General features: G+C 30.2%; 16 protein-coding genes, 1 pseudogene and 2 riboswitches. Of the genes and pseudogenes, 14 read left to right on the top strand and 3 right to left on the bottom strand.

Going from position 1 to position 14,716, the window contains the following annotated elements:
* Nucleotides 1–100: 100 nt before the first annotated feature.
* From truA to HMPREF0202_RS01940, 10 genes and pseudogenes are all read left to right on the top strand, one after another.
* The gene (gene truA, locus HMPREF0202_RS01980; protein ID WP_040406079.1) at nucleotides 101–835 is read left to right on the top strand and encodes a tRNA pseudouridine(38-40) synthase TruA; all 735 of its coding nucleotides are present in this window, start codon (nucleotides 101–103) and stop codon (nucleotides 833–835) included.
* 8 nt (nucleotides 836–843) lie between these two features.
* Entirely contained in the window at nucleotides 844–1,296 is a 453-nt protein-coding gene (locus tag HMPREF0202_RS01975; RefSeq protein ID WP_023051717.1) for a GNAT family N-acetyltransferase, read from the top strand.
* 83 nt (nucleotides 1,297–1,379) lie between these two features.
* Nucleotides 1,380–1,790, top strand: coding sequence for a Fur family transcriptional regulator (locus tag HMPREF0202_RS01970; protein WP_023051716.1), 411 nt, complete (start codon nucleotides 1,380–1,382; stop codon nucleotides 1,788–1,790).
* A gap of 45 nt (nucleotides 1,791–1,835) precedes the next feature.
* Entirely contained in the window at nucleotides 1,836–2,207 is a 372-nt protein-coding gene (locus HMPREF0202_RS01965) for a desulfoferrodoxin family protein (protein ID WP_023051715.1), read from the top strand.
* Nucleotides 2,208–2,225: 18 nt separating this feature from the next.
* Nucleotides 2,226–2,387: a rubredoxin gene (locus tag HMPREF0202_RS14910; RefSeq protein ID WP_023051714.1), complete on the top strand. Its 162-nt coding sequence runs from the start codon at nucleotides 2,226–2,228 to the stop codon at nucleotides 2,385–2,387.
* 95 nt (nucleotides 2,388–2,482) lie between these two features.
* A pseudogene (locus tag HMPREF0202_RS01960) lies at nucleotides 2,483–3,255 on the top strand (MBL fold metallo-hydrolase).
* Nucleotides 3,256–3,263: 8 nt separating this feature from the next.
* Nucleotides 3,264–3,842, top strand: coding sequence for a uracil-DNA glycosylase family protein (locus tag HMPREF0202_RS01955; RefSeq protein WP_023051712.1), 579 nt, complete (start codon nucleotides 3,264–3,266; stop codon nucleotides 3,840–3,842).
* A 1-nt stretch (nucleotide 3,843) separates the two neighbouring features.
* Nucleotides 3,844–4,896 carry a glycosyltransferase family 9 protein gene (locus tag HMPREF0202_RS01950; protein WP_023051711.1) on the top strand — a complete coding sequence of 351 codons (1,053 nt, stop codon included), beginning with the start codon at nucleotides 3,844–3,846 and terminating at the stop codon, nucleotides 4,894–4,896.
* 50 nt (nucleotides 4,897–4,946) lie between these two features.
* Nucleotides 4,947–5,693 (top strand): YebC/PmpR family DNA-binding transcriptional regulator, encoded by a 747-nt coding sequence (locus HMPREF0202_RS01945; RefSeq protein ID WP_023051710.1) that lies wholly within the window; start codon nucleotides 4,947–4,949, stop codon nucleotides 5,691–5,693.
* A gap of 4 nt (nucleotides 5,694–5,697) precedes the next feature.
* A riboswitch (purine riboswitch) is annotated at nucleotides 5,698–5,799 on the top strand.
* A 63-nt stretch (nucleotides 5,800–5,862) separates the two neighbouring features.
* Nucleotides 5,863–7,182 carry a uracil-xanthine permease family protein gene (locus HMPREF0202_RS01940; protein ID WP_040406078.1) on the top strand — a complete coding sequence of 440 codons (1,320 nt, stop codon included), beginning with the start codon at nucleotides 5,863–5,865 and terminating at the stop codon, nucleotides 7,180–7,182.
* A gap of 35 nt (nucleotides 7,183–7,217) precedes the next feature.
* On the opposite strand, the gene HMPREF0202_RS01935 is transcribed toward HMPREF0202_RS01940, so the two are convergent.
* A complete protein-coding gene (locus HMPREF0202_RS01935; RefSeq protein ID WP_023051708.1) occupies nucleotides 7,218–7,658 on the bottom strand; it encodes a DUF4402 domain-containing protein in 441 nt (146 codons plus the stop codon).
* 81 nt (nucleotides 7,659–7,739) lie between these two features.
* Nucleotides 7,740–7,815: riboswitch (cyclic di-GMP riboswitch) on the bottom strand.
* A 169-nt stretch (nucleotides 7,816–7,984) separates the two neighbouring features.
* Here HMPREF0202_RS01935 and recG point away from each other — a divergent pair.
* Both recG and HMPREF0202_RS01925 read left to right on the top strand, forming a co-directional pair.
* Nucleotides 7,985–10,045, top strand: coding sequence for an ATP-dependent DNA helicase RecG (gene recG / locus HMPREF0202_RS01930; protein WP_040406087.1), 2,061 nt, complete (start codon nucleotides 7,985–7,987; stop codon nucleotides 10,043–10,045).
* 54 nt (nucleotides 10,046–10,099) lie between these two features.
* Nucleotides 10,100–11,809: a proline--tRNA ligase gene (locus HMPREF0202_RS01925; protein WP_040406076.1), complete on the top strand. Its 1,710-nt coding sequence runs from the start codon at nucleotides 10,100–10,102 to the stop codon at nucleotides 11,807–11,809.
* A gap of 41 nt (nucleotides 11,810–11,850) precedes the next feature.
* Here the strand turns inward: HMPREF0202_RS01925 and HMPREF0202_RS01920 are convergent, their stop codons facing one another.
* Nucleotides 11,851–12,441 (bottom strand): sigma-70 family RNA polymerase sigma factor, encoded by a 591-nt coding sequence (locus HMPREF0202_RS01920; RefSeq protein WP_023051705.1) that lies wholly within the window; start codon nucleotides 12,439–12,441, stop codon nucleotides 11,851–11,853.
* 262 nt (nucleotides 12,442–12,703) lie between these two features.
* Between HMPREF0202_RS01920 and HMPREF0202_RS01915 the strand changes: the two genes are divergently transcribed.
* Both HMPREF0202_RS01915 and HMPREF0202_RS01910 read left to right on the top strand, forming a co-directional pair.
* On the top strand, nucleotides 12,704–13,069 hold the full coding sequence (locus HMPREF0202_RS01915) for a ferritin family protein (protein WP_023051704.1): 366 nt from the start codon (nucleotides 12,704–12,706) through the stop codon (nucleotides 13,067–13,069).
* 11 nt (nucleotides 13,070–13,080) lie between these two features.
* Nucleotides 13,081–13,866 carry a family 1 encapsulin nanocompartment shell protein gene (locus HMPREF0202_RS01910; protein WP_023051703.1) on the top strand — a complete coding sequence of 262 codons (786 nt, stop codon included), beginning with the start codon at nucleotides 13,081–13,083 and terminating at the stop codon, nucleotides 13,864–13,866.
* 56 nt (nucleotides 13,867–13,922) lie between these two features.
* Here HMPREF0202_RS01910 and HMPREF0202_RS14650 read toward each other — a convergent pair whose 3' ends face one another.
* Nucleotides 13,923–14,636 carry an outer membrane protein gene (locus tag HMPREF0202_RS14650; protein WP_051364115.1) on the bottom strand — a complete coding sequence of 238 codons (714 nt, stop codon included), beginning with the start codon at nucleotides 14,634–14,636 and terminating at the stop codon, nucleotides 13,923–13,925.
* Nucleotides 14,637–14,716: the final 80 nt, after the last annotated feature.

The following is a 14,716-nucleotide window of genomic DNA, read 5'->3' as shown; positions in this document are numbered from 1 at the left end:
GAGGGTTCAAGTCCCTCCTCTCGCACCATATAAGATACTACAAAGTCTTGAATATTCAAGACTTTTTTTTATATATAGAAAAAAGGAAAAGGAGAATAGTGTGGAAAGAAATATAAAATTGACATATAGTTATGATGGAAGTGAATTTTTTGGCTTTCAAAGACAACCTGGTTTTAGAACTGTACAAGGAGAGCTAGAGAAAGTTTTAGGAACAATTTTTAAAAATAAAATAGATTTAGTTTCTGCAGGAAGAACTGATAGAGGAGTTCATGCTAAAAAACAAGTTTCAAATTTTTATACTACTTCAAGTATTCCTTTAGAAAAAATAAAAAGAATTATAAATGGTTTAATACCCAATGATATATTTATATTAGATGTTGAAGAGGTAGATTTAGAGTTTAGTTCAAGATTTTCAGCAACATATAGATCATATGAATATTATATAGGAGAGGATAGAAATCCATTTCAGTCTAGATATGTTACTTTTGTAGATGAGCAGTTAGATTTAGAAAGGTTAAATAAAATAGTTTCTCCTTTAGTAGGGCAACACGATTTTTCAAATTTTAGACTTTCAGATTGTGGAAGTAATACTACAATTAGGGAGATTTATGAAGCTAAATTTGAAAGAGTGAATGAAAAGACAATTAAATTGTATGTTAAAGGAAATGCATTTTTAAAATCTCAAATTAGAATAATAGTGGGAACAATTTTATCTATTTATTTTGGAAAAAAACCAGAAAATTATTTAATAGAAATGTTAAAAAATCCAAATGTTCAGTATGCAAAAATAGTAGCTGAACCCTTTGGTCTTCATTTATTCGATATAGGATATTAGGAGGAGTGATGAAAGTAATAGAAGTTGATGCAAAAAATAGAGAATTAATCAAAAAAATATTTGATAATGAACTTGAAAGTTTCGGTGTGATGGGTGGAGCTGACATGTGGATGATTATGAGCTTTATTCGATATGGAAAACTTTACGTGCTATTAAATGAAAGTAATGATTTGTTATCAGTTGCTCAATATCAAGGTGTGTTAGGAAAAAAAGAGGTTTTTTTATATGGATTTTCAACTTCTTTAAAGGAAAGAGGGAAGGGATATGGAAAGATACTTTTAGAAGAAAGTCATAATAGATTAAAAGAATTAGGTATGGAAAAAATATATCTAACAGTAGATCCTGCTAATGCTAAAGCTATAGATATGTATAAAAAAGCTGGTTATATAATAGAGGAACTACAAAAAGATGAATATGGAAAAGGAATTGATCGATATTTGATGATTAAAAATTTACTATGATATCTTGACAAAAATACTAAAAAGGTGTATATTAAATTAAAAAGAATAATTACAAAATTGTAATTGTTTCAAAAGGAGGAAGCATGTATATTGAAAATATAAGTGAACATTTAAAAATACATGATATAAAACCCTCATATCAAAGAATGAAAGTATTTGAATATTTGTTAGAGAATAAAACTCATCCAACAGTTGATGAGATTTATAAGGCTTTATGCCCTGAAATTCCCACTCTTTCTAAAACTACAGTTTATAATACGTTAAATCTTTTTATAGAAAAAGGAATTGCTAAAGTAATAACAATAGAAGAAAATGAAACTAGATATGATGTGGACACACATGTACACGGTCATTTTAAGTGTGTAAATTGTAAAAAGGTTTTTGATATTCCAGTGACAATAGATCAACTTATAGTAGGGGATATGAAAGATTTCAAAATTGATGAATATCATGTTTATTTTAAAGGAACTTGTCCTAAGTGCCAGAATAAATAATTGTCAAATTATAAAAAATATGTTTAATAATTAGAGGAGGTTGTCATGAAAGTTTATGAAATTTTTAAAGTGAAAGAAAACCCAGTATTATTAGAGGTAATTGTAGCAGATAAAGATGGTGTTTCTGTAGAAGGATTAGAATTGGTAAAAGAGAAGACTCAAGATGCATCAACAGAAAAACATGTTCCATTTGTTGAGGAAAAAGAGGATGGATATTTAGTAAAAGTTGGTAAAGAGATGGCTCATCCTATGACAGAAGAGCATTATATTCAAATGATAGAAATCTGTGTAGATGACTTTTTATATAGAAAATATTTAAAGCCAGGGGAAGCGCCTGAAGCATATTTTAAAGTACCTAAGGGGAAATCAGTATGTGCAAGAGAATATTGTAATATTCACGGGTTATGGAGTAATTAATTATTAAGGGGGTATAAAATGGGAAAGCATATGAGATGTGTAATTTGCGATTATGTTTACGATGAATCAATAGGTGATCAAGAAAATGGAGTAGCTCCAGGAACAAAGTGGGAAGATGTACCAGAAGATTGGGTTTGTCCATTATGTTATGTTGGAAAAGACCATTTTGAAGAAATTTAGTTAATTTATAATATCTGACCTCTTAGCAGTATTTGCTAAGAGGTTTTTTTATGATATAATATATGCTTAAGATATATATTTAGAAAGGAAGTGTCATGAAATTAGCAGTACTAGGAAGTGGAAGTAAAGGGAATGCTCTTTTTGTAGAAACTGATAATATCAACTTATTAATCGATGCTGGATTTAGTGGAAAAAAATAGAGGAACAGTTAAAGAAAATAAATATAGAGATTTGTAATATAGATGGGATTTTAATAACTCATGAACATGGAGATCATATTCAGGGCGCTGGAATATTATCGAGAAAATATGATATTCCTATCTATATTACAAAAGAGAGCTACGAGGCTGGGATATTAAAAATTGGGAAAATAAAAGATGAAAATTTAAGGTTTATAGAGGATGCTTTTTGGGTTGGAGATAGTATGGTATATCCATTTGATGTAATGCATGATGCTGAAAGAACAATAGGGTTTAGAATAGAAGAAAGTTCAGGGAGTAAAGTTGCGATAGCAACAGACTTGGGCTATATTGATAATACTGTTAGAGAAGCTTTTAGAGAGGTAGATGTTATGGTAATAGAGTGCAACTACGACTATCATAAATTAATGGATTGTTCATACCCGTGGGATTTAAAAGCTCGTGTAAAAAGTAGAAATGGACATCTATCAAATAATGATTGTGCTAGATTTATTAGAGAATCACATCATGAAAAATTAAAAAAAGTTTATTTAGCTCATATGAGTAAAGATAGTAATGATCCCAAATTGGCTATCGATGCAGTTTTAGATGAATTATTAAGACATAATATTGATATTTCAGTAGAGATTGCTCAACAAGATGTATGTAGTAAGTTAATTAAATTTTAGGAGGAGTTATGGAGGAGATTGAAAAACTATTAGAAGAATTGAAGTTTGAAATAGGAACTACAGATGTGCTAAAAGATAGTAATGAAAAAATAGTTTTAGGAACAGGAAATTTCTATGGAAAGGTACTTTTTGTAGGAGATGATTCTAATTTATATATAGATGAAAATTTAAAAGTAAGACCAGGGTCTAGCGGTGAGTTTTTGATAAAGCTTTGTGATATAGTAGGGTTATTACCAGAAGATTATTATATTACAACATTAACAAAATCTGAGAAAAATTATAGAGAGTTAGAAGAAAGAGATAAAAGAGATTTGAAAGAATATCTAATGATGCAGATATCGTTAATGAACCCAGAAGTTATTGTAGCTTTAGGCCAAGATGTAGCAGAGTTATTATTAGAAAGAGAGTTTAAATTTCTTCAAGAAAAAGGAAAGATTTTAGAGTGGAGAGGGAATATAAAGTTATTGGCAACATATGATGCTAATTTTGCTAAAAAATCAAGAGATGATGGTGGAAAAAGGTCTAAAGTAGCAGTAGAATTTTGGGGAGATTTAAAAACTATAAAAAATGCAATCGAGGGGATCTAATATGAAAATTTTAGTAGTAAGGTTTAAACAAATTGGTGATGCGATATTATCTTCTGTAATATGTAAAAGTTTAAAGGAAACGTATCCAGATGCAAAAGTTGATTATGTATTATATGATCACGTTGCACCATTATTTGAACACCAAGATTATTTAAATAAAGTTATATCTATATCAAAAGATGAGCAAAAAAATCCATTTAAATATTTAAAAAAAGTTTGGAATGTAACAAGAACCGATTATGATATAGTTATTGATATAATGTCTACACCTAAAAGTGAAGCCTTTACATTATTTTCTAGGAAAGCAAAGTATAAAATAGGAAGATGGAAACCAAAAAGAGGGTATACATATACACATAGTATACCGGAACCTTCAAGTGAATTTGATAAAGCTGAAAAGTTTTTAAAAATGTTAAAACCACTTATCGATGATGGAGTAGATGTAAAACTAGATAAAAATTACTCTTTAACATTTTTATCAGAAGAAAAAAATGATTTAAGAAAAAGAATGAAAGAAGCTGGAGTGGATTTTAACAAAATAATAATACCTTTAGCTATAAATTCTAGAAGAGAAAGTAAAGTTTATCCTATAGATTTAATGAAAGAGTTAGCAAAAAAAATATTAGATGAATTCGATTGTCAAATTATTTTATATTACTCACCAAATGAAAAAGAGTTTGCTAAAAAGTTTCATGAAGAGTTAAATTGGGATAAAAGAATAATATCAGATATAAATACAAAAAGTATAAGAGAGTTGGGAGCATTATTGTCTAATTGTGACATATTTGTAGGAAATGAAGGTGGACCTAGACATTTAGCTCAAGCTATAGACATTCCAAGCTTCTCTATATTTAGTCCAGGTTCAAGTAAAAGAGATTGGCTTTCAAGAGATAATAAAAGGCATGAGGGGATAGAGCCAAAAGATGTACTTTCAGATAAAACATATGATAATTTATCGTATGAAGAAAAGTATAGATTAATTACTCCAGATATTGTTTTAGAAAAAGTAAGGGAAAAAATGGAGCTTGTACCCAAATATATTGAAAAAAAATAGTGGTTATGATAAAATTTAAAAAGATATTTAAAAAATAAGGAGGAGTTTTTGTGGCAGGACATAGTAAATGGTCTAATATAAAGCATAGAAAAGGTGCTCAAGACGCTAAAAGAGGAAAGCTATTCACAAAATTAGGAAAAGAGTTAACAATCGCAGCGAAGGAAGCTGGAGGAGATCCAAACTTTAATCCTAGATTAAGACTTGCAATAGATAAAGCAAAAGCTGCTAATATGCCAAAAGATAACCTTGAGAGAGCTATTAAAAAAGGTACTGGTGAACTTGATGGTGTAGATTATATGGAAATTAGATATGAAGGGTATGGTCCAGAAGGGACAGCTTTCATAGTTGAAGTTGTAACAGATAATAAAAATAGATCAGCTTCAGAAGTTAGAGCAACTTTTTCTAGAAGAAATGGAAATTTAGGAACAGATGGAGCTGTATCTTGGATGTTCCAAAGAAAGGGAGAAATCATAGTTGCAGCTGAAGGTGTAGATGCAGATGAGCTAATGATGGCCGCTTTAGAAGCTGGAGCAGAAGATGTTAAAGAGGAAGATGGAGAGTTTACTGTTTTAACAGATTCAGCAGACTGTAATGCAGTAGCAGAAGAGTTAAAAAAAGCTGGTTATAATGTAACTGAAGCTGAAGTTGCAATGATTCCAGATAATAAAGTACAAATTACTGATTTAGAGACTGCTAAAAAGGTAATGGCATTATATGAAGGTTTAGATGATTTAGATGATGTAAATGATGTTTATTCAAACTTTGATATATCAGATGAGTTATTAGAGCAACTGTAAAATAAAAAACAATAAAAAACATACTCATATATTTTTGGAAATATGGTCCAATAGTTTCTACGTCTTTACCGTAAATGAAGACACTATGGGTAGAACTGACTGCATTTAAGCATAGATTCTATCCATGAGTCTATGCTTTTTTATTTAAAATATGGAGGAAATTTTAAATATGCAGAGAAACAAATCACCTTATGACTTAAATGGAGTGCCAGATTTAAATACGGCGATTCCTTTAGGTTTACAACACATTATGGCAATGTTTATGGGGAATATAACTCCTATAATAATAGTTGCTGGAATACTTGGGTTTGCTCAAGATATAAAAATAAACTTAATACAAGCAACAATACTTGTAGCGGGATTAAATACTTTGGTACAGGTTTACACATTAGGACCTATGGGAGCTAAACTGCCCGTAGTTGTAGGAACAAACTTTTCTTTTGCACCGGTAGCTATATCGGTAGCTAGCAAATTTGGATATGAAGGGGTTTTAGGAGCAGCATTAATAGGAGGAATTTTCGAAGCTTTTCTAGGGTTTCATATGAAGAGAATAAGAAAATTTTTTCCACCAATAGTTACAGGAACTGTAATATTAGCTATAGGATTATACCTTTTACCAGTTGGAATAAATAGTTTTGCTGGAGGATATGGAGCACCTGATTTTGCATCGAAAGAGAATCTAATTTTGGGAACAATAGTTTTAGCAGTAGTAATATTTTTTAAGGAGTTTACAAAGGGTGTAACAAGTTCAGGAGCGATTTTTATAGGAACTATAGTGGGGACAGTAATAGCCTTTTTAATGGGAAAGATAGATATAACTCCACTTTTACAAGCAGATATAGTAAGTGTACCGAGACCATTTTCTTTTGGGTATTCATTTCATATAGAGGCAATTATCCCTATGGTGATGATGTTTGTAGTGTCTGCTATAGAGACGATGGGAGATATGTCAGGAATTACAATGGGTGGCGCTAAGAGAGAATTGAAAGATAGTGAGCTTAAAGGTGGAATAATATGTGATGGAATAGGGAGTGCATTTGCAACTATATTTTCAGTATTGCCAACAACATCATTTAGTCAAAATACAGGTATAATTGCTATGACAGGAGTAATGAGTCGATTTGTTGTAGGGATAGGAGCAATGTTTTTAGTAGTAAGTGCATTTATACCAAAGGTTGCAGCAGCTTTTACATTAGTTCCTCAAAGTGTTATAGGTGGAAGTTTGGTGATGATTTTTTCTATGATTTCAATTAGTGGAATAAATCTTATAAATCAAGAACCACTAGAAGGAAGAAATGCAGTTATATTAGCAGTTTCGCTGGGACTAGGGTATGGAATAGGATTAGTTCCAGGAGTAATTGAGGCATTCCCTGAAAGTATAAGATATATATTTACAGATTCAGGATTTGTTGTAGCTGGAACTTTAGCAGTTGTGATGAACCTGATATTACCTAAGAAAAATGAAAAAGTAGAGGTATCTGTAGCATAAAAAAACTGAGGAGTAATTTCCTCAGTTTTTATTTTTTAGTTATATCTTGCTTGGATTGTAACATTTCCTTCGTATAATCCAGTTTGTTGATTATCTGGAACATTTAAAGTGAATCTAATTGGAGTTGCAGCAACAAATTCGTCATGTTTAAGAGATAAAGTCTCTTCAGTATGATCAACATCTGCCGAAATAGTTGCTCCACTTATATTTCTTAGAGTTAATTTACCATTATTTGTTAATCCGGAAATTGTAATTTTAGCTTGATTGTTTCCCTGACCTTTTACAGAAAATCTTCCAATAGCAGTATTTCCAGAAGTTCCTTTAGCAATTTTTCCAAATTCAGCAGGTTGATCAACCCTAACTGTTAAAGTTTCCATAATAGTAGCAGATACATTCATATTAGCAGGATTTGTATTGTTGTTTCCAAAAGCTGTCATAGCTGTAGTTAAAGATAAAAGTATTAATAATTTTTTCATAATTTGTTCCCTCCCGTAATTTCATAAAGTTTATAAAATACAAAAGCCAGTTGCACTTATATTTTGGTTTAACCAAAATGTAACTGCAACTGGCTGTCATTTTAAAGACCCTATAGTTTTGCGTCATAGGATTTCCCCTACTTTGCCGATTTATATTATATAATAATGATATATTAAAATCTAAAAAATGTCAAACAAAAATTACAAAAAATATGAAGAAATATTTTTCACAAAGCCTTGTTTTAAGAGGGTTTGTTACAAAAATACAAAACGCATTATAAATTGTACAAAAGGATATATAAGTATGTTATAATTAAAAAAAGGTGGTGATTAAGATATATAAAGATATTTATAAAGAGATAGAACTTTTTAATATAAAGGGAGTTTCGAGTGCAACATATTCGAAGTTGAAAAAATTAAATATAGAAACACTCTATGACCTAATATATTATTTTCCGAGAGCTTATGACGACAGAACAAATATTAAAAAAATAGGTGAATTACGAGGGGATGAATATGTTGTATTAAAAGGAAATATAATGAATATATCTGCTCCTCCTACAAGAACAGGAATGAAAATGATAAAAGCAACAGTAAATGACGGAACAGGAGTTCTCGAAGTTGTATGGTTTCAAAGGCCTTATTTAAGAAATAGTTTAAAAATAGGAGAAGAATATATTTTTATAGGAAATGTAAAAAGAGGATATACATTTCAAATGGTAAATCCAGAGTTTAAATTGTATAAAGGACAAGAAAATACTGGAGAAATATTACCTATTTACAGCGCTATAAAAGACTTGAATCAAAACAGTTTAAGAAGAGTTTTAAAAGAGGCGTTAAAAAATTATTTAGATATATTTCAAGAAAATATACCAGATGAAATAATAAAAAAATATAAACTTATGAATAGAAAAAATGCTTTAAAAGAGATTCATTATCCAACAAATCCAAGAAATTTAGAGGAAGCAAAAAGGCGTTTTGCAATAGAAGAACTTTTAATATTGGAGATGGGAATACTTCAAAAGCGTTTTGAGATAGATTTAACTAATGCTGGACTATATGAAATTGAGGGAAATAAAAAGTTAGTTTCAAAGTTTTTAGAAAGTTTACCTTTTTCACTAACAACTGCTCAAAAAAAAGTTATAACAGAGATATATAAAGGTATAAATGCTGGAAAAATAATAAATTATTTAATTCAGGGAGATGTAGGAAGCGGAAAAACAATAGTTGTTGTACTACTTCTTTTATATATGGTAGAAAACGGTTATCAGGGAGTTTTGATGGCTCCAACAGAGATTTTAGCAACGCAACATTACCTTTCTATTTATGAGACTTTAGAATTGTTAGGGGTAAAAGTTGAACTTTTAACAGGAAGCGTAAAAGGAAAGAAGAAAATTGAATTGTTAGGTAGAATAAAAACAGGGGAAACAAATATTGTAGTAGGAACTCATGCTATAATAGAGGATAGTGTTGAATTTCAAAAATTAGGATTAATAGTTATAGATGAACAGCACAGATTTGGAGTTTTACAAAGAAAAAGACTTAGAGATAAAGGTGTTTTAGCAAACCTTATTGTTATGAGTGCAACTCCTATTCCAAGATCTTTAGCTTTGAGTATATATGGAGATTTGGATGTAGCAGTAATAGATGAGTTACCTCCTGGAAGAAAACCTATAAAAACTAAATGGATTAGTGAAGAAGAGGATGAAGAAAAGATGTATCACTTCATAGATAAAAAATTAAAAGAGGGACGTCAAGCATATTTTGTAGCTTCTTTAATAGATGAAAGTGAAAAGCTTTCAGCCAAATCCACAGAGGAGTTGTATAATGAAGTTTTAAAAAACTTACCAGGATATAGAGTTGGAATTTTGCATGGAAGAATGAAGAATAAAGAAAAAGATGAAGTTATGCATCTCTTTAAAAATAATAAATTAGATATACTAGTTTCTACTTTAGTTATTGAGGTTGGAGTAAACGTTCCTAACTCAAGTATAATGGTAATAACAAACTCTGAACGTTTTGGGCTAGCAACCCTACATCAACTTAGAGGGAGAGTTGGAAGAGGAGAACATCAATCTTATTGTTTCTTACTTTCCAATACAGAAAATGATAATTCAGCAGCAAGACTTAAAGTTTTAGAAAGTACTGAAGACGGATTTAAAATAGCAGAGGAAGATTTAAGATTAAGGAAAGCTGGAGAAATTTTTGGGGTAAAGCAAAGTGGATTGAGTGACTTGAAATTTATAGATATAGTTCATGATGTTAAAACAATAAAGTTAGTTAAAGATATTTGTATGGAATACTTAAAAGAAAATAAAGGTAAAATAAATAATCAAGTTCTACAATGGGATATTGATGAAAAGTTTAACAAAAGTTTGACCTCTTAAAAGAGGTTATGATAGAATATGAGGTAAAATTAATTAAAAAAAGTGGAGGATAAGATGAGATTAAGTAAATATTATGTAAAAACTCTTAAGGAAACTCCTAAAGAGGCAGAAGTAATAAGTCATAAATTATTACTTAGATCAGGAATGATCAAAAGATTAGCAAGTGGAGTTTATACATACCTTCCTTTAGGTTTAAAAGCTTTAAAAAAAGTTGAAAACATTGTAAGAGAAGAGATGGATAGAGCAGGAGCTCAAGAGATATTCATGCCAGTGTTACAACCAGCGGAACTTTGGAAAGAAAGTGGAAGATGGGATGTAATGGGTGCTGAAATGATGAGAATTCAAGACAGACATTCAAGAGAGTTTGCATTAGGACCAACTCATGAAGAGGTAATAACAGATATTATTAGAAATGATATATCATCTTATAAGTCTTTACCATTAAACTTATATCAAATTCAAACTAAATTCAGAGATGAGAGAAGACCTAGATTTGGACTTATGAGAGGAAGAGAGTTTATGATGAAAGACGCATACTCATTCCATGCTAGTAAAGAGTCTTTAGATGAAGAATTTGAAAATATGAAAGCTGCTTATACAAGAGTATTTGAAAGATGTGGACTTAAATTTAGAGCAGTTGAAGCAGATTCAGGAGCAATTGGTGGAAGCGGATCACAAGAGTTTCATGTTCTAGCAGAGTCAGGAGAGGACGAAATCATTTACTGTACATCATGTGATTATGCAGCAAACGTTGAAACAGCAACAAGTACAATAGTTGAGTTACCAAAAGCTGAAACTTTAGATATTAAATTAGTAGATACGCCAAACGTATCAAAAATTGTTGATGTTGTGGAATATTTAAATGTACCTGTAGAGCAAACTGTAAAAGCTATGATGTATAAAGATGTCGTAACAGATGATGTTTATATGGTTCTTATAAGAGGAGACTTCGAAGTTAATGAAGTTAAGCTAAAAAATATAATTGATACGATAGATGTTGTATTACTAACTGACTCAGAAATTGAGGATTTAGGATTAATAAAAGGATTTATAGGACCAGTTGGTGCTGATTTAACAAAAATAAAAGTTATAGCTGATAAGAGTATTGTAGGAATATCTAATCACACAGCAGGTGGAAATAAATTAGATACACACTATATAAACGTTAATTATGGAAGAGACTATGAAGCAGAAGTAGTTGCTGATGTAAGAACGGTAGTAGTTGGAGAAAAGTGTCCTAAGTGTGGAGGAGAGCTTGCAAGTGCAAGAGGAATTGAAAGTGGACATATATTTAAACTAGGAGATAAATACTCTAAAGCATTAAATGCATCATTCTTAGATGAAAATGGAAAGAGTCAAATTATGGAGATGGGATGTTATGGAATAGGAGTTTCTAGAACTATGGCATCAGCAATAGAGCAAAACAATGATGAAAATGGAATTATTTGGCCATCAGCAATAGCTCCATTTGTAGTTGAAGTAATACCAGCAAATATGAAATCTGAAGAGCAAGTGGCATTAGCAGAAGAGATTTATAAAAATTTCCAAGACAGTTGCATAGATGTAGCTTTAGATGATAGAGATGAAAGAATTGGATTTAAATTTAAAGATGGAGATTTAATTGGATATCCATTTAAAGTTGTAGCTGGTAAAAAAGCAGCTGAAGGAATTGTTGAGTTAAAAATTAGAAGAACTAATGAAACTTTAGAAGTTTCTAAAGATGAAGTTGTTTCAAAAGTAAAAGAATTAATGAAGCAGTACTAATAAATAAAAAGAAGGAGAGTAATTGCTCTCCTTCTTTTTATTTACTTTGAGTAAGAACCCAGATAAGTTAAAATTTTCTTTTTAATTCTTTGAATAGTATTGTCTATTTTTTTTGGAGGTTCATTTAAAAAATCAGCAATCTCAACATAAGTATACTCTTTGCATAAATACGTAAAAACTTTTTTCTCTAGAGTACTTAGATTTTCTTCAAGGAAACCAGTTAGAAGATTAACTAACTCTTTACCTAAAAAGATATCTTCAGGTGAATAAAATCCTAGAGAAGGACGCGAGTAATGAATACTTTCCTCTTGTGCAGAATAACCTTCACCTTGCATTGCAAGATTTAGATTTTTGTATTTATCAGAGTTATGATTTTTAACAGCTGTAATCATTTGTCTTCTAATACAAAGATTTGCAAAAGTACTAAAACACGCGTTCCTAGTTTCGTCGTAAGATTTAATAGCTTTAATAAGACCTATTAATCCTTCTTGCATTAAATCGTCACTATCTCCACCTTTAAGAAAAAATGAACGATTATTTTTATAGATTGCTCCTTGATACTCTTTGATAATTTTTTCAATTGATTCTTCATCTCCGTTTTGTGCTAAAATTATATCTTCTTTTTCAATCATAGTCATGTCCCCCGACCTTTCTAGAAATTAAATAAAAAATAAAAAAAGCTAAACATTTAAAAGAACCCTTATAAAAAACAATACTATATTAATATGATACCAAAAAAAACTATACTTATCTATATTTCAAATTTTCTAAAACTCAGTTATTATTTGGATTGTAAATTTAAAAATTAGATAAATAAAAAATTAAAGAAGGAAAAATAGAGAAAAGACATAATAAAATTAAAAGAGTATTTTATTATGTGGAGGTGTAGGAAATATGTTAGATGGAATTAGTAAAAAAGCTACAGATTTAGACTATGCAATACAAAGTTTAAAGGAGGAGCTACAGGCAGTGGATGATTATAACCAAAGAGCTGAAATGGCAGTAGATCCTGAACTTAAAGAAATTATGATTCATAATAGAAATGAAGAGATGGAGCATGCTGTTATGATAGTTGAATGGCTAAGAAGAAATCAATTTGAATTCGGAAAAGAGATGGAAGATTATATATTTAGACAGGGAAAAATTGTAGGAATAGAAGCTCAATTAATGGGAAGAAATGGTGGAAATGAGCAAAATTCAGGAAGCAGTGAAGTAGTAGCAGATGTAAAATCATTAAATATAGGTTCATTAAAAGGATAAGGAGGAATAATATGGATTTTCTAAAAAAAGAATTAGCACCAATTAGTGGGAAAGTTTGGAAAGATATAGAGGAAAGAGCAAAAGAGGTTTTAACAACTCAGTTATCAGCTAGAAGATTTGTAAGAGTAACAGGACCTATTGGAAAAGAAAAAGGTGGAGTAAATACAGGAAGATTAGCAATACATAAAAAAGGTGATTTAAGTTACGGTGTTTATCAAACACAACCTTTCGTAGAAAATAGAATAACTTTTAAGTTAAGTAGATGGGAATTAGACAATTTTGAAAGAGGAGCTAGAGATATTGATTATACAAATTTAGATGAAGCTTTGAAAAATGCAGCTAAATTTGAAGAAGAGGCAGTATATTTTGGATTAGATGAAGCTTGTATAGTAGGGTTGTTAAAAGATGAAAAACAAGCTTTAGATTTTGGAAAAACAGAACAAGAAACAATAAAAAATTTAATGTACGGAGTTTCAAAATTAAGAAATACAGGATTTAGTAAAGGACCTTATGCATTAGTTGTAGGTCTTGAAAAATTTATATATTTAAATATGGTAAATTTAAATGATTCGTTAGCAAAAAGATTAGAAAAGATATTAGGGATGCCAATAATAGTTTCAAATAGTATAACTGGAGGATTATTAGTTCCTTATGATAATGAAAATATTGAGCTTGTATTAGGAGAAGATTTTTCTTTAGGGTATCAAGGACATACAAATCAAGAAGTGGAGTTATTTATAACAGAAACATTTACATTTAGAGTATTAGATAATACGAGAGTTATAAGCTATAAATAATAAAAGAAAAAGGAGATAACTATTAGTTATCTCCTTTTATATATTTAAAATGCTTTTTACCAGATATTGAATCTATAACCTACAGAAAGAGTAACTCTCTCATAGTCGTTATCGAATTTCATACTGTCTGGACCGTCACTAACTTTAGTTTTAGCATAGTTAGCACCATAAAGGATATCTACGTTAAAGTCCTCATATTGAACTCCAACACCAGCTGCCCAATATAATCCATCGTCAACTTTTGTACCATAGCTAAAGTCTGGTCCATCAACATCTTTTGAATTAAAGTTAAATGAGTAACCAACGTTAGCTTTAATATATGGAGTTGCAGCCCAATCCCAGTAGTTGATATCATATCTACCAGTTACATAAACTGGAACTGAAGAGAACTCTGCTCCAGAAACATTATCAGTAGATTTTCTTTTCATATGATGCTGATAAGCAACACCAAGACCTAAATCAAAGTAGTCCCAAGATTTGTAAGCTTCAATAGCTAACTCTCCACCAAAATCTTTAGTTTTCTTAGAAAGATTAGTGTCATAATTTTCATGTCTGTTGAAGTTTCCGTATTCACTCCAGAAATCCCATCCAGCTCTTAAGTTAATAAATCCCCAAGGGTTTTCAACAACAGGAGCTACAACAACTTCTTCAATAATAACAGGCTCAGCTACAACTTCTTTAGAACTTGTAACAGGAGCAGCCACTTCTTTTGCTTGAGCAACAGCAGCAAAAGCGAATAAAGAACATGCTAAAAGTGTTAATTTTTTCATAAAAATAAACCTCCTCGTTTTAATTAATCTCCTAAAATTAAAAATGGAATTAATAATTTTACCATTCTGTAACATATATA

Source organism: Cetobacterium somerae ATCC BAA-474, from assembly GCF_000479045.1.
GTDB lineage: Bacteria > Fusobacteriota > Fusobacteriia > Fusobacteriales > Fusobacteriaceae > Cetobacterium_A > Cetobacterium_A somerae.
This window is presented reverse-complemented; position numbering and strand designations above follow the sequence as displayed.

Coding starts and splice junctions, on each gene's coding strand:
- HMPREF0202_RS01925 (WP_040406076.1), top strand. CDS start 10,100: ATGAGATTAAGTAAATATTATGTAAAAACTCTTAAGGAAACTCCTAAA.
- HMPREF0202_RS01950 (WP_023051711.1), top strand. CDS start 3,844: ATGAAAATTTTAGTAGTAAGGTTTAAACAAATTGGTGATGCGATATTA.
- HMPREF0202_RS14650 (WP_051364115.1), bottom strand. CDS start 14,636: ATGAAAAAATTAACACTTTTAGCATGTTCTTTATTCGCTTTTGCTGCT.
- HMPREF0202_RS01975 (WP_023051717.1), top strand. CDS start 844: ATGAAAGTAATAGAAGTTGATGCAAAAAATAGAGAATTAATCAAAAAA.
- HMPREF0202_RS01940 (WP_040406078.1), top strand. CDS start 5,863: ATGCAGAGAAACAAATCACCTTATGACTTAAATGGAGTGCCAGATTTA.
- HMPREF0202_RS01910 (WP_023051703.1), top strand. CDS start 13,081: ATGGATTTTCTAAAAAAAGAATTAGCACCAATTAGTGGGAAAGTTTGG.
- HMPREF0202_RS01970 (WP_023051716.1), top strand. CDS start 1,380: ATGTATATTGAAAATATAAGTGAACATTTAAAAATACATGATATAAAA.
- HMPREF0202_RS01955 (WP_023051712.1), top strand. CDS start 3,264: ATGGAGGAGATTGAAAAACTATTAGAAGAATTGAAGTTTGAAATAGGA.
- HMPREF0202_RS14910 (WP_023051714.1), top strand. CDS start 2,226: ATGGGAAAGCATATGAGATGTGTAATTTGCGATTATGTTTACGATGAA.
- HMPREF0202_RS01935 (WP_023051708.1), bottom strand. CDS start 7,658: ATGAAAAAATTATTAATACTTTTATCTTTAACTACAGCTATGACAGCT.
- HMPREF0202_RS01915 (WP_023051704.1), top strand. CDS start 12,704: ATGTTAGATGGAATTAGTAAAAAAGCTACAGATTTAGACTATGCAATA.
- HMPREF0202_RS01920 (WP_023051705.1), bottom strand. CDS start 12,441: ATGATTGAAAAAGAAGATATAATTTTAGCACAAAACGGAGATGAAGAA.
- HMPREF0202_RS01965 (WP_023051715.1), top strand. CDS start 1,836: ATGAAAGTTTATGAAATTTTTAAAGTGAAAGAAAACCCAGTATTATTA.